At 69.8% G+C, this 13374-nt stretch carries 19 protein-coding genes; 9 read left to right on the forward strand and 10 right to left on the reverse strand.

The window, feature by feature from the left end; genetic code table 11:
* Positions 1-207, reverse strand: a 207-nt coding sequence (locus tag VBO01S_RS27885) for a LysR family transcriptional regulator (RefSeq protein WP_157627476.1), incomplete at its 3' end; no start/stop codon positions are given.
* 88 nt (positions 208-295) lie between these two features.
* Between VBO01S_RS27885 and VBO01S_RS27890 the strand changes: the two genes are divergently transcribed.
* Positions 296-1114, forward strand: coding sequence for an NAD(P)H-dependent oxidoreductase (locus VBO01S_RS27890; protein WP_062481467.1), 819 nt, complete (start codon positions 296-298; stop codon positions 1112-1114).
* Positions 1115-1209: 95 nt separating this feature from the next.
* Complete coding sequence (locus VBO01S_RS27895; protein ID WP_062481469.1) at positions 1210-1599, forward strand: DUF427 domain-containing protein; 390 nt, start codon at positions 1210-1212, stop codon at positions 1597-1599.
* A gap of 125 nt (positions 1600-1724) precedes the next feature.
* On the opposite strand, the gene VBO01S_RS27900 is transcribed toward VBO01S_RS27895, so the two are convergent.
* The 5 genes from VBO01S_RS27900 to VBO01S_RS27920 all read right to left on the reverse strand — a co-directional run bounded on the left by VBO01S_RS27900 (position 1725) and on the right by VBO01S_RS27920 (position 4887).
* A complete protein-coding gene (locus VBO01S_RS27900) occupies positions 1725-2105 on the reverse strand; it encodes a hypothetical protein (protein WP_062481471.1) in 381 nt (126 codons plus the stop codon).
* A gap of 246 nt (positions 2106-2351) precedes the next feature.
* Positions 2352-2987, reverse strand: a complete 636-nt coding sequence (locus VBO01S_RS27905) for a phosphotransferase (protein WP_082818320.1) — start codon at positions 2985-2987, stop codon at positions 2352-2354.
* A 176-nt stretch (positions 2988-3163) separates the two neighbouring features.
* A complete protein-coding gene (locus VBO01S_RS27910) occupies positions 3164-3499 on the reverse strand; it encodes an SMR family transporter (protein WP_062481473.1) in 336 nt (111 codons plus the stop codon).
* A 114-nt stretch (positions 3500-3613) separates the two neighbouring features.
* On the reverse strand, positions 3614-4147 hold the full coding sequence (locus tag VBO01S_RS27915; RefSeq protein ID WP_062481474.1) for a cupin domain-containing protein: 534 nt from the start codon (positions 4145-4147) through the stop codon (positions 3614-3616).
* Entirely contained in the window at positions 4144-4887 is a 744-nt protein-coding gene (locus tag VBO01S_RS27920; protein ID WP_062481476.1) for an NAD-dependent epimerase/dehydratase family protein, read from the reverse strand. Before VBO01S_RS27920 ends, VBO01S_RS27915 begins: the two co-directional genes overlap by 4 nt.
* A 96-nt stretch (positions 4888-4983) precedes the next feature.
* On the opposite strand from VBO01S_RS27920, the gene pdxR reads away from it, so the two are divergent.
* Positions 4984-6405 carry a MocR-like pyridoxine biosynthesis transcription factor PdxR gene (gene pdxR, locus VBO01S_RS27925; protein ID WP_062481478.1) on the forward strand — a complete coding sequence of 474 codons (1422 nt, stop codon included), beginning with the start codon at positions 4984-4986 and terminating at the stop codon, positions 6403-6405.
* Between the two features lie 3 nt (positions 6406-6408).
* Here the strand turns inward: pdxR and VBO01S_RS27930 are convergent, their stop codons facing one another.
* The gene (locus tag VBO01S_RS27930) at positions 6409-7221 is read right to left on the reverse strand and encodes an ankyrin repeat domain-containing protein (protein ID WP_062481480.1); all 813 of its coding nucleotides are present in this window, start codon (positions 7219-7221) and stop codon (positions 6409-6411) included.
* 348 nt (positions 7222-7569) lie between these two features.
* Here VBO01S_RS27930 and VBO01S_RS33325 point away from each other — a divergent pair, with 348 nt between their 5' ends.
* From VBO01S_RS33325 to VBO01S_RS27955, 6 genes are read left to right on the forward strand one after another with little or no spacing between them, the layout of a single operon-like run.
* Entirely contained in the window at positions 7570-8280 is a 711-nt protein-coding gene (locus VBO01S_RS33325; protein ID WP_255221222.1) for a hypothetical protein, read from the forward strand.
* 39 nt (positions 8281-8319) lie between these two features.
* Positions 8320-8670: a hypothetical protein gene (locus VBO01S_RS33330; protein ID WP_255221223.1), complete on the forward strand. Its 351-nt coding sequence runs from the start codon at positions 8320-8322 to the stop codon at positions 8668-8670.
* Positions 8667-9518 (forward strand): PA4780 family RIO1-like protein kinase, encoded by an 852-nt coding sequence (locus VBO01S_RS27940; RefSeq protein WP_062481482.1) that lies wholly within the window; start codon positions 8667-8669, stop codon positions 9516-9518. The genes VBO01S_RS33330 and VBO01S_RS27940 overlap by 4 nt, the downstream gene beginning before the upstream one ends.
* A gap of 22 nt (positions 9519-9540) precedes the next feature.
* Positions 9541-10467 carry an ABC transporter substrate-binding protein gene (locus VBO01S_RS27945; RefSeq protein WP_082818321.1) on the forward strand — a complete coding sequence of 309 codons (927 nt, stop codon included), beginning with the start codon at positions 9541-9543 and terminating at the stop codon, positions 10465-10467.
* A gap of 13 nt (positions 10468-10480) precedes the next feature.
* Complete coding sequence (locus tag VBO01S_RS27950) at positions 10481-11347, forward strand: GNAT family N-acetyltransferase (protein ID WP_062481484.1); 867 nt, start codon at positions 10481-10483, stop codon at positions 11345-11347.
* Positions 11344-11898, forward strand: coding sequence for an SET domain-containing protein (locus tag VBO01S_RS27955; RefSeq protein ID WP_062481486.1), 555 nt, complete (start codon positions 11344-11346; stop codon positions 11896-11898). Before VBO01S_RS27950 ends, VBO01S_RS27955 begins: the two co-directional genes overlap by 4 nt.
* A gap of 22 nt (positions 11899-11920) precedes the next feature.
* Here the strand turns inward: VBO01S_RS27955 and VBO01S_RS27960 are convergent, their stop codons facing one another.
* From VBO01S_RS27960 to VBO01S_RS27970, 3 genes are all read right to left on the reverse strand, one after another.
* The gene (locus VBO01S_RS27960) at positions 11921-12184 is read right to left on the reverse strand and encodes a DUF1090 family protein (protein WP_255221224.1); all 264 of its coding nucleotides are present in this window, start codon (positions 12182-12184) and stop codon (positions 11921-11923) included.
* Between the two features lie 123 nt (positions 12185-12307).
* On the reverse strand, positions 12308-12715 hold the full coding sequence (locus VBO01S_RS27965) for a RidA family protein (protein ID WP_062481490.1): 408 nt from the start codon (positions 12713-12715) through the stop codon (positions 12308-12310).
* Positions 12716-12848: 133 nt separating this feature from the next.
* The coding region (locus VBO01S_RS27970) for a vWA domain-containing protein (protein ID WP_255221225.1) at positions 12849-13374 on the reverse strand (526 nt) is incomplete at its 5' end.

Here is a 13374-nt window from a genome sequence, read left to right on the forward strand (position 1 = left end):
TTCGTCGGCGCGCGCGGTGGGCCGCATGCCGCGCTGCGCGGGCACGAGCAGCGGGTCGTCGAAGAGCTCGCGCAGCTTGGCGAGCTGCACGCTCACCGAGGGCTGCGAGAGGTTCAGGCGCTCGGCCGCGCGGGTCACGTTGCGCTCGGCCAGCAAGGTGTCGAGCGTGACCAGCAGGTTGAGGTCGATGCGGCTGAAATTGTTCATGGCGATACCTGGAATTCAAACTATTCATTTCCAATATAACTTGGCAATCCCTAACCTGAGGGCATCTTCACTCGAACCCTTTGACACCGTGAACATCCTGCTGGTCCTTGCCCATCCCGAAGCCGCCTCGCTGAACGGCTCGCTCCATCGCTTCATGGTCGAACGCCTCACGAGCGCCGGCCACTCCGTGCGCGTGTCCGACCTGTACGCGATGCGCTGGAAGCCCGCGCTCGACGCCGACGACTTTCCCGCGCGCGACACCGCCGCGCCCTTCGACCCCGTGCTCGACTCGCTGCGCGCCTTCGAGGGCGGCACGCAGACCGCCGACATCGCCGCCGAGCAGGAGAAGCTGCTGTGGGCCGACACGGTGATCCTGCAGTTCCCGCTGTGGTGGTACTCGATGCCCGCCATCCTCAAGGGCTGGATCGAGCGCATCTACGCCTACGGCTTTGCCTACGGCGTGGGCGAACATTCCGATACACACTGGGGCGACCGCTTCGGCGAAGGCACGCTGGCCGGCAAGCGCGCGATGCTGGTGGTGACCACCGGCGGCTGGGCCTCGCACTACGCCCCGCGCGGCATCAACGGGCCGATGGACGACCTGCTGTTCCCCATTCACCACGGCATCCTCTACTACCCCGGCTTCGACGTGCTGCCGCCCTTCGTGGTGCACCGCACGGGCAAGGTCGACGCTGCAGCCTATGCGCGCATCACCGGCGAGCTGGGCGAGCGGCTCGACACGCTGTGGTCCACCGACCCGATTGCGTTCCGCCGGCAGAACGGCGGCGACTACGAAATTCCGGCGCTCACGCTGCGCGAACACATCGCGCCGGGCCGCGCGGGCTTCGGTGTGCACCGCAAAAACAGCGAATCTGAAACTTTGGTTTTCGAGCCCGGCCGCCTTTAACCACGCCGGGAACAGGTGGATTCGCGGGAGACTTCAAATCGTCGCGACAACGCAGCAAGATGCGCATCCGCCGATTCGTCCGAAGGAGCTTGTCCATGTTCGCTACGCCAGAACGCACCGTCAAGATTCCGGGCCCCGACCATGCGATCACCATCACGCCGAATCCGTTGCGCGTGGTGGTGTCGGTGGGAGGCCATGTCATTGCCAGCTCGCGCGAGGCACTGACCTTGCGTGAATCGCATTTCGGCACGGTGCATTACCTTCCGCGCAAGGACGTGCGCATGTCGCTGCTGGAGCGCACCACGCATGCGACCTATTGCCCGTACAAGGGCGAGTGCGCCTACTACAGCATTCCAGCCGGCGGCGAGCGCTCGGTGAATGCCGTGTGGACCTACGAGTCACCCTATGAATCGGTCGCGCCGATCAAGGATTACGTGGCCTTCTATCCGGACCGCGTGGGCACGATCGAAGAACGCTGCTTCTGACGACCGCCCCACCCCGTTCGTGAAAAAACCGGCCCTTGCTTTCGCAAGGCCGGTTTTTCTTTCCCTGGCCCGCCGACACCTGCCCCGTGGGGCAAGGTGCGCGCACCAGTCGTCGCGTCGATGAATTACAGCGGCAGTGCGTCACCGCGTGCGGCGGCACGGGCCTCGGCGCGCACGCTGGCGCGGTCCAGGCCGCTGGCCAGCACCGGGGCGACGCGGGAGGTCACGGCTTCGCTGTAGGGGTTCTCGCTGCGAGCGGCCACCACGGCCTGGGCGCGCACGGCGTCGCGGCTCACGGTCGACACGAACACCTGGGCGGGGCCTGCCTCGGCGCCGGTCGCATAGGGGTCGGCGCTGTGCGCGGCCACGACGGCTTGGGCGGCAACGTCGGCGCGGCTGGCGGCCGAGGTCAGGCGATGCACGCCTTCGTAGGTTTCAGCGTGGGCGGCACCGGCGACGGCCATCAGGGCAACAGCAACGGCGGAGAGGATCTTCGAGGCGTTCATGGCGGTTTCCTTCTTCAATTCAGTTCAGTAGTACAAGTGTTTGCTTGGATGGTTTGAACCGGTCTGGGGTGGGTCACCGTCCCTCTTCTTGAAGGGCGGCCAACTCGCTCGGGGCCTGTTCATCCGGACCGGCTTTGGGGGCCGACCCGTGAGATGAATTGTGCGGCGGGATCTAGGTAAAAACCCGCAGCAAAAAGAACCACGGCGTTCCCGAAAAGGAAACAATGCGGCGCGCCGGCGCCGCCATCAGCCCCAGGTCAGCGGGTCGAGCCGAAGATAGAAATCGAGCCGGCCGTCGTCGGGCGCGTCGATGCCCAACTGTGCGAACAGCAAGGCATGCGCAGCGCGCGCGTCGGTCGCATCGCGCCAGCTCTCGCGCGCATTGCCCAGCAGCAGCGACAGGTCGACATACCGGTCCGCCGTGCCGAGCCGCCCCACGTCGATGAGGCCCGTGCATTGCAGCGACTGCGGATCGACCAGGAAGTTCGGCAGGCAGGCATCGCCGTGGCACACGACGCGGTCTTGCGCCTCCTGCGCGAGCCGGTGCGTCAGGTCGGCGCGCAGCCGCGCCAGCAGCAATGGCGGCGGCACGTCCTGCTGGTCGGGATCGAGGAACTCCGGGTTCACCGCACCGCGCGCGACGACATCGGCGGCGCGGTCGAACATGGCTGACAGCGGGCGCGCGAAGGGGCACTCGCCCGCCGGAATCTCGTGCAGCGCGCGCAGGCGCCGCGCCATCGACGGCCAGGCGCGCAGCAGCTCGGCCGCCGGCAGGTCGCTGGCCGGCACGCCCGGCACGCGGCCGTGACCAGGCAGGCGCCTTCGGGTGTCGCGCGCCAGCCGAGCACGCGCGCGGAGCCGACGCCGTACGGCGCGAGCCATTCGATGCGACGACGCTCTTCGTCGAGCTGCGCGGCGCCCGCACCGAGCGACACCTTCGCGAAGGCCGCGCCATCGCTGCGACGGAACACCGCATCGCCCGACTCGCCCTCGCTGGCCGGCGTCCACGTCGTGCCGGCGGGCAACCGGGGCAGCAGCTGTTCGACAGTGCCCATGCCTCAGTGCCCCACCGACTTCGAGAACACGTTGACCACCACCACGCCGGCGATGATCAGCCCCAGCCCGACGATGGCCGGCGCATCGAGCGTCTGGCCGAACCAGAGCCAGCTCACCACCGAGATCAGCACGATGCCCACGCCCGACCAGATCGCGTAGGCGATGCCGGTGGGCAGCACGCGCAGCGCGAGCGAGAGAAAGTAGAACGACACGGCGTAGCCCACCACCGTGGCGACGCTGGGCCAGAGCTGGGTGAAGCTGTCCGAGGCCTTGAGGAAGCTGGTCGCGAGCACTTCGACGACGATCGCGACTGCGAGGTATGCATAGGTCAGGGTCATCGCCGGACTCTAAACGTGCGCAGTCCGTGCGGCCTCGGTGGCCTTGCGCGATCCGGGGCCGAAGGCGCGTGCGTTTGACGCTCTCTCGAAGCTGTGCGCACAGCACCGGAAGCTTCAGGGCGGCAACAACAACGGTCCGCAGTGGGTATCGGTGACGAACACCGCCATGAGCTTCGCGGGCTTCACCGGGTCGGGGTTCTCCGCGAACATGTGCAGCGTGTTCGGCGGCTCGAAGAAGGTTTCGCCGCTCTTGAAAGTGCCCACCGGGCCGCCGCCCAGTTGCGAGCGGATGGTGCCTTCGACAATGATCGCGGTCACCGAGCCCGGGTGCCGGTGCGCGGGCGAATAGGCCAGCGGCGGAAAGTCGACCAGCACTGTCGTCACCGACTTGCCGGGCACATGCGGCAGCGCCTCGCACGACAGCACCTTGACCTGCGTCGCCGGCCGCGCCGTCGCCTCCGAGCCCGCAGGCACGGGGGCGGACGCGAACATCGGCCGCGCCACCGCGCTGCACACATCGGCGAACCACTGCACGGCCTCCTGCTGGCCGGTGCGCGGCATCAGCGCCCAGCCGGCGGCGAGCACCAGCGACAGCCCCGCGAGGCCCGCGCCGATGGAGGGCGTGCGATGCCAGCGTGCGGCCTTCATGACGCGACCTCCTGCGACGACCGCAGTGCCGCATGCCACGCCAGTTCGCGCTTTGCCTTCTCGCTGCTGACCTCGGCGCTGTCCTCCGCGATGTTGAAGATGCCGCCGCGTGCATGCCGCATCGCGAGCAGCACCGCCCAGGCCGCGGCTTCGACATGCACCGGGCTCACGCCCTTCGGTGCCGCGTTCGCGGTGCCCGGCCCATGCAGCTGCCCATAGCGCAGCACTGTGCCCGTGAGACCGACAGCACCCAGCACGCTGCGCTCCAGCGCCGCCACGCCGTCGATGCTGATGCGGCGACCGCCTTCGGCCCCGAGGTCGAGCGGGTCGCCCTCGGTGTGCGGCGTCGGCCCGGGCGCATAGGCCCAGGCGATGCTCTGCGCAATCAACTGCGTCGCACCGGCCGCCAGCGCCGCCGCCACGAGGTGCCGCGTGCCCTCGATGCGCACGCGCGCATTGCGCACCACCGCCTCGGCCATCAGCGCCGGGTCCAGGTCCCGGGGCAGATCGGTGAGCTGGTGGATGACGACCGTGGGCGCGATGCGCACCAGCGCGTCGCGCAAGGCCTGCGCGTCGAACACGTCGACGACGACCGGCGTGGCGCCGCGTGCCTCCAGCGCCGCAGCACGCTCGGCGCGGCGGGTGGCGCCGTACACCGTGTGACCGGCCTCGACCAGCAGCGGAATCAACGCCGAGCCCACGGCCCCGGTCGCGCCCGCCACGAATACCTTCTCGCCCATTGCGTGTCCTTCTTTCCTGCTGGCTGTTCGAAGGCTCGAGCTTAGGATCGCGATGCACCAGACGAAAGAACCAAGAATCGTCAAAATGAATGGGCCATGATCGAACCGCCAGACAACGCCCTCCCCGGCATCGACCGCTCGACCGCGACTCCGCTGCATCGCCAGGTCTATGAGCGCTTTCGCACAGCTATCGAACACGGCGTGCTTCGCCCCGGCGACCGCGTGGCCTCGGCGCGCAGCCTGGCCAGCGAGCTGGGCGTGGCGCGCGGCACGGTGGAAGCGGCCTATAGCCAGCTCGCGGGCGAAGGCTATTTCTGCGCGCAGGGACAGGCGGGCACGGTGGTGTCGCCGTCACTGCCGGTGCAGCGGCCGGTGCGCGCCGGTTCGCGCCCCGTCGCGGATGCGCCCGCACTGGCCGGCCCCGCCGCCCCGCCACCGCTGCAGCTCGGCATCCCGGCACTCGACGCCTTTCCTCGCAAGCTCTGGGCACGGCTGATGGCCCGCCGTGCGCGCGCCATGGGTGCGGCCGACCTGTTCTACGGCGACCCCGCAGGCCATGCGCCGCTGCGCGAGGCCATCGCGGCCTACCTGCGGGTGTCGCGTGGCGTGGCCTGCCAGCCGGCGCAGGTCTTCGTCACCGGCGGCTACCGCGCGTCGCTGGCGCTGGTGGCGCGCACGCTGCTCGCCAGGGACGACCGCGTGTGGATCGAAGACCCTGGCTACGCCCCCACGCGCGACGTGCTGCACAGCGCCGGCCACCGCGTGGTGCCCGTGCCGGTGGACGACGAAGGGCTGGTGGTCGCGCGGGGCGTGCGCCGCTCGCCGAAGGCGCGCATGGCGGTCGTCACGCCCTCGCACCAGGCGCCGCTGGGGGTGTCGATGTCGCTGGCACGCCGGTTGCAGCTGCTCGACTGGGCCTCGCGCGCCAAGGCCTGGGTCGTCGAGGACGACTACGACGGCGAGTACCGCTATGCCGGCGCGCCGCTGCCCGCGCTCAAGAGCCTCGACGGGCACGACCGCGTGCTGTACGCAGGCAGCTTCTCGAAGGTGCTCTACCCGGGCCTCGCGCTGGGCTACCTGGTGGTGCCCGAATCGCTGCGCGAACGCTTCGAGAACGCGTCGCGCATCGCGTCCAACGGCTGCCCGCAGATCACGCAGGCCACAGTGGCCGACTTCATACGCGACGGCCATTTCTCGCGCCACCTGAAGAAGATGCGCCTACTCTACGCGCGCCGCCGCGCCCTGCTGGTCGAGGCCTTGCACAAGGCCTTCGGCGACCGCGTGCGCATCGATCTGCAGGCCGGCGGCATGCACCTGATCGCGCGCTTCGAAGGGCACCGCGACAGCGACGTGGTACTGGCCCGCCGCGCGCAGGCGGCCGGCCTGAACTGCCAGCCACTGTCGGCCCGGGGCACCACGGCCGTTGAAGGCCAGGGGCTGCTGATGGGCTTCACCAACGTCGCCTCGCCCACCCAGGCGCGCCAGCTCGCGACCCGGCTGCGCGCGGCGCTGGGTTGAGGCTCAGGCGCGCAAATCGACTTCGGGCCGCATCGACGACGCACCGTTCCAGCGCACCTCGAAGCCCGCGCCGCGGAACTGTCCGACCACCAGTTCGCCGACGCGCTGCATGTCGGCATCGCCGCCTTCGGGCGCGCCCCAGAACGCGAGCGAGAGCTGGCTGGTGCGCTTGGCGCGGTTCTGGTCCTGCCGCGTGTAGAAGCAGAAGCCGTGCACGCCGGCCTTCTTGCCGCCGCGCTCGCGAAACGCTTCGGAGCAATCGGAGAAGCCGTCGGACTGCGTGTCGCCCGCGTCCTGCAGCGCGACCAGGCCCGCCTGCGTCAGCGCGGCGAACACCTCGGCAATGCGTGCCTCGGCGGCGCGCCACTGCGCGGCACTCATCTTCACCGGGTCGGGCTCGGGCGGTGGCGGCTCGGGCAGCGCGTGGCCGGTGATGCGCGACAGCAGCTGCGCGACCTCTTCCTCCATCGCGTTCTCCGTGATGTGGTTGCCGTGGCTGTCGCGCACGTCGGGGTTCGCGCCCGCGTCGATGAGCAGTTGCACCGGCTCCGTGGTCGGCGAGAACTCGGCCGTGAGGTACAGCGCGGTGCGGCCGTCGGTACCGGTGTATTCGAGCGGGCTGCCGGCCTCGAGCAGCAGTTGCAGCACGGCGAGGATTGGCTCGAGCTCGGATTCGTTCGTGCCCATCGCGGCGCACTGCAGCGCAGTGAAGCCCTGCTTGTTCACGGCGGCCATGTCGGCCCCAGCCTCGATGCAGGCGCGCACCGTGTCGACATCGGCTTCGCGCGCCGCGTCGAAGATCTTCTTCGGATTCATGGCATCTCCCTGTGGATCGGCCCATTCTGCCGCAGCCCTCTTGCATTGCCTGGCACTTCACAGACCGCGCGAACCTCGCTACATTCGACGCCTCGATCAACAAACCGGACTGGAGGTGCGCGATGGAAGACACTGCTATTCACTCTCCCTCCCACGTACGGTTCGTCGGGTCGCATCCGAACTGCTGCTGAAGCGCTCCCCGCGCACCCGGTGCCGCTGAAGGCACCACCAGCCAGCCCGTTCGACCCTCGCGGTGTCCTGCCGCGACACGCCGTCCGATTCAGACAACGCCACGCCGGCACATGAGTGCCGCGCGCGGTCCGTTCCCTTTTCGAATCAAGGCTCACCATGCTTGAAACCCGTGCCGCCGATGCGCGGCAGTTCACGACTTCTTCTTTCGATCCGCAGCGGGCGTCCGCTGAAGAATGGGCGCAGGCGCTGGCCTACTGGCGCCAGCGCCACGACGAAGACTTTCCGGGCGAGCCGCAGCCCGACGACGCCCACACCCAGCAGGACGTGCGCCAGCACACGCCGCTGCACGTGGTGCACCGCGCCTTCGCCCGGGACGCACAGGGGCGCATCGTCGGCAGCCTCAACATGGGCGTGCGCCGCGAAGGCTCGCCCGACTACGCGACCTTCGCGCCTTTCATCGACGTGTGGGGCGGCGTGCTGCGATCGCACCAGCGCCAGGGCGTGGCCAGCACCTTGCTGCACCGGCTTCTGGCGCTGATGGAGACGCGCGACCCCACCACCGCGACCTTCAAGGCCCACTTGCCGGAAGGCCGGGCGTTCCTCGCGGCCATCGGTGCGACCGAAAAGCACCGCAGCATCGAGAACCGCATGGCCTTCGCCGGCCTCGACTGGGCGGCGCTCGCACGCTGGCGCGCCGACGCCCTCGCGCCCACGCACGGGCTGCGCCTGGAGATCCACGCGGGCCGCGTGCCCTTCGATCGGCTGGCCACGCTGATGGCGCCGCTGTCCGCGCTGCTCGAAGACGCGCCCACCAGCGCGCTGGAGCGCGCGCCCCTGCGCTTCGAGCTCGAAGGCTTCCACGCCTAGTACGCCGAAATCGACCGGCGCGGCGGCGAGCACTTTCTCGTGCTGCTGCGCGATGCCAATGACGAGGTGGTCGCCGTGTGCGACGCCAGCTGGAACCAGCTGTACCCCGACCGGATGTTCCAGCGCCTCACAGGCGTGGCCCGCCATTGGCGCGGCAAGGGACTGGCCAAGGGCGTGAAGGCGATCATGTTGCAGCTCGTGCGCGAACGGCATCCCGAGGTGGTGATGGCCGTCACGCAGAACGCGGAAGTCAATGCGCCCATGCTCGCCATCAACCGCCAGCTGGGCTTTGCCGCGCACAGGCATGATGGCGCCTACCAGATCGGCACGGAAAGCCTGAGGGCCTTCCTCTCGACCCGCCCCCTGGCTGTGCCGGAGGCGCGCGCATGAAGACACCCCCCAGACTGCAATCCCTCGTCGACGAGGGCCTGATCGACAGCGTCGTGCGCCAGCTCATGAGCGGCAAGGAAGCCATGGTCTACGTCGTGCGCTGCGGCGACGAAACGCGCTGCGCCAAGATCTACAAGGAAGCCGACAAGCGCAGTTTTCGCCAGGCCGTCGACTACACCGAGAACCGCCGCGTCAAGAACACGCGCGAAGCGCGCGCCATGGCCAAGGGCACGAAATTCGGCCGCCAGGTGACCGAGGCCATCTGGCAGAGCGCCGAGGTCGATGCGCTCTACCGCCTGGCCGCGGCCGGCGTGCGCGTGCCCACGCCGCACAACTTCCTCGAAGGCGTGCTGCTCATGGACCTGGTGACCGACGCCAACGGCGACGCCGCCCCGCGCCTGAACGACGTGGCCTTCTCGCCCGAAGACGCGCTGCTGCACCACGCGAGCCTGCTCAAGGAAGTGATGCGCATGCTCTGCGCAGGCATCGTGCACGGCGACCTGTCGGAGTTCAACGTGCTGCTGGCCGAGGACGGTCCGGTGATCATCGACCTGCCGCAAGCGGTCGATGCGGCGGGCAACAACCACGCCAAGCGCATGCTGCTGCGCGACGTGGAGAACCTGCGCAACTTCTTCGGGCAGTACGCGCCCGCGCTGCTGCAGACGCACTACGGCGACGAGATCTGGCAGCTCTACGAGCGCGGCCTGCTGCGGCCCGAGACCGAGCTCACGGGCACCTTCGTGCGCGAGACCGGCCCGGTCGATCTCAGCAACGTGCTGCGCGAAGTGGACGACGCGCGGGCGGAAGAAGCGGCGCGCCAGCTGCGGATGCAAGCGCCGCGACAATAGCGGGCTGACTCCGCCCGCCCCGATGACTTCCAACGCCCTGCCCCAGCGCCCACCCTTTTCGACCGCCTTCCGCCACATCGCCCGGGCTGCGGCCTTCGTGGCACTGGGAATCGGCCCGGCCGCACACGCGGGTGCCATCCGGCTGGAAGACGACCGTGGCCGGGTGCTCGAACTGCAGGCGCCCGCCAAACGCATCGTGTCGCTGATGCCCTCGCTCACCGAGACGGTCTGCGCGCTCGACGCCTGCGACCGGCTCGTGGGCATCGACCGCCACGCCAACTGGCCGGCGGCGGTGAAGGGCCTGCCGCAGGTGGGCGGCATGGACGACGCGAACATCGAGCGCATCGTCGCGCTCAAGCCCGACCTCGTGCTGCTGCGCCCGCGCAGCCGCGCCGCCGAGGCGCTGGAGCGCCTGGGCATCAAGGTGCTGGCGCTCGACGCCAAGACCCATGCCGACATGCGCCGCGTGATGGAAACCGTGGCCCGCGCCACCGGCAAGCCGGGCGCAGGCGAGGTTTTCTGGCGCAGCCTCGATGCCCGGCTGAACGCGGCGCGCGCCCGCGTGCCTCTGAACTGGCAGGGGCGGCGCGTGTACTTCGAGGTGCACGGCGGCGTGGCGGCGGCGAGCGAAAGCTCCTTCATCGGCGAGACCCTGGCGCGCCTGGGCCTGGCCAATGCGGTGCCGGGCTCGCTCGGCCCCTTCCCTAGGATGAACCCCGAGTTCGTGGTGCGCGCCAACCCCGACGTGCTGATGGTCTCGGCCCTCGGCGAAATCTCGGCCATGGCGGGGCGCCCCGGCTGGTCGGCCATGTCGGCCATCCAGCGCGGGCGCGTCTGCAGCTTTGCCTCGGCGCGCTTCGACCTGATGATGCGGCCCGGCCCCCGGCTCGACGAGGCGGCCGATGCCATCGTGAATTGCCTTGCGTCGCTGGATGCGCCGCGCAACTGATCTTCGGCACGCCATGAACTTCGACATCGTTCCCGCCGCGAACTTCGGCACCGACGAACTCACCGCCCTGTGGAACCGCTCGTACGAAGACTACTTCGTGCCGATCGCGTTCGACCGCGCGATGTTCGAGCGGCACGTGCGGCGCGCCCAGGCCGACCTTGGCCTCTCGCGCGTGAGCGTCGCCGACGGCGAGGCCTGCGGCCTCTCGCTCGTCGGCCGGCGCGGGCCGCGCGCCTACCTCGCGGGCTTCGGCATCGCGAGCGCGCAGCGCCGCCGCGGGCTGGCCAAGCAACTCATCGACGCGCAGCTGCGCGACCTGTCGGCGGCCGGCATCGCGCAGGTGCAGCTCGAAGTGATCGAGCAGAACCCGGCGCGGCAGCTGTACCGGCAGGCGGGCTTCGTCGAAACCCGCGCGCTCGAGGTGCTCGAAGGCAGCTTCGAGCCTCGTGCCGATGCAGCTTCGACAGCGCCCGATACCGATGCGCTCGCCGCCCTGCATGCAGCCTGCACCGCCGTCTCGCGCCCCACCTGGCGCCGCGAGTGGCCGACCGTGCAAGGTGCGCTGGTGCACGACGGCGCCGTGGCCCTCGGCACGGCAACGAGCGGCTACGCCATCCTCCTGCCAGCGACCCTGCCGCTGAACACCTTGCTCGACGCCGCCGCACCCGACGAGGCCTCGGCCCATGCGCTGCTCGATGCGCTCGCGCAGGCACGCCCGGGCGCACGCTGGCGGCTGGTCGACGAGCCCGAGGGCAGCCCGCTGCACCGCGCCCTGACCGCACGCGGCGCCACCCTTGTCATACGCCAGATCGAGATGACCGCCACACTCCAGCCCCAGCCCACCTTTTCTTCCGATTCCTCGCGCCCCGTCCGTTCATGAAGTCCCCCAAGCGAACCTCGTCCACCCCTTTCATCCGCGTGGGCCCCAGCGGCGTGCATGGCCTGGGCGCCTTCGCCACGCGCGACCTGCCGGCCGAAGCCTTCCTGGGCCTGTACGAAGGCCGCCGCTACACCAGGCAGGAAGTCGCCTCCAAGCTCTGGGACGACCAGCTCACCTACCTGTTCACGCTGACGACCGGTGAGACCATCGACGGCGCCAAGGGCGGCAACGCCACGCGCCACCTGAACCATTCGTGCGAGCCGAACTGCGAGGCGGTCGAGGAGTACGACGAGGCGGGCGAGATGGTGCTGCGCTTCCAGACGATGGAAGCGGTGGAGGCCGGCGACGAGCTCTTCATCGACTACTCGCTCACGGCTGACGACGGCTCGCCGCCATCGAAGTACCCCTGCCATTGCGGCTCGCCGAACTGCCGCGGGACGATGTTGGCGCCGGTGGAGGCCGTGGCGGAGAAAGACGGGCCGGCCACGGCGGCCGACGTGGCGCCGGCTGCGTCGGACCCGCGCAGGCAACTCAGCGACCTGCCCTGGTGAGGTAGCTGCGAGCCGCCAAGGCTCAGGGCGACTCGCTCTTCACGCTGCGCAGTTGCGCCTCCGCGCGTTCGAGCTCGGTGCGCAGCGTGCGGATCTCGCGTTCCAGTTTCTCGATGCGCGCTTCGCGGCTCATCGGCGCCAGCGCCTGGCAGCGCTGCTGCAGCGCGCTCAGGGTGTCGGCCAGCTCACGCCGGCGCAGCATCTGGCCGCGCGAACGGGCCAGGGCCATGTCCCGCTCCAGCACGGCTTCCTGCGCCTTGCACTCTTCGGCACTCAAGGGCTGCACGGACGCCTCGGTTTGGGCAAAGGCGGCAGGCATGGCCAGGGTCAACGCAAGGGCCAGGAGACGGGGTTTCGGACGCATGCCATACGGTACCCGAACTGCCTGGCGGAACAGGCCTTCAGCCCTTCAGGCTGCAGCTGTTCTGGCGATGCACTTGATCTCGATCAGCCAATCCGGGCTGCCCAGCCGCGCCACCTGCACCAGCGTCTGCGAGATCTGCGGCTCGCCGCCGAACATCTCGGCGCGCAAGGCGAACAGCGCGTCGGCCTGGCCGAGGAAGCCGTCGATGTCGGTCACGAACAGGGTTTCGTCCACCACGTCGGCCATCGAGGCGCCGAAGGACGCGAGCACGCCGCGCACGTTGGCGTAGGCCTGCCGCACCTGCGCCGCAATGTCGCCGGCGCCCAGGGTGCGGCCCTCGCCGTCCACGCTCACCTGGCCCGAGAGATAGATCGTGTCGCCGACCTGCACGCCGTCGGCAATGATGTGCTTGAACGCGCCTTCGCGCACCACGCGGCGGGGAGTGACGGACATGGGGTTTCCTGGGTTTCGTTGGGAGCGCCGCAGTATCGAAGGCGCCACCTGCAGCGGTGCGCCACGCGGCGGATGCCCCTTCTCGTCCCAAGTCGATCCACGAGCGCTGGGGCGCGCCCCGCGATCCTGTGATTCAGGCGCTGAGGTAGCGTGCGTCCCACTGCGCCGCCAGCTGCCGCGCCCGATGCAGCGGCGTGCGGGCGCGCTCGAAGTCCATCACGCAGGCGACGTCCGCCGCGGCGGGGCGCGCGGGGCTTTCGTTGCTGCGGCCGTCCGTCAGCAGCCAGAGCCAACGCTGGCGGCTCTCGTGCTTTGCCAGCAGCTGCTGCGCGCGCTGCACGCCGAGCGCCAACGGCGTGCCCCCACCGGCTGCGATGGGCGCAACCCAGTCGTCGTTCCAGGCGCTGGCGCGGCGCGGCGGCAGGCGCAGCTCGACCACGTCGCCGGCAAAGCACAGCAGCGCCACATGGTCACGCCGCTGGTAGGCCTCCTGCATCAGCGCGAGCAGCTGGCCCTTGGCGCGCGCGAGCTGGCCGTCGTGGCGCATCGAAGCCGAGCAGTCGAGCAGGAAGCAATGCAACGCACCGCTGCGCGCCTCTTGCGGGCGGTGGCGCAGGTGCGCGGCCTGCAGCCGGTCCGCGCCGCGGGCGACGAGCGTG

The sequence above is a fragment of the Variovorax boronicumulans NBRC 103145 genome (genome assembly GCF_001591345.1).
GTDB lineage: Bacteria > Pseudomonadota > Gammaproteobacteria > Burkholderiales > Burkholderiaceae_C > Variovorax > Variovorax boronicumulans.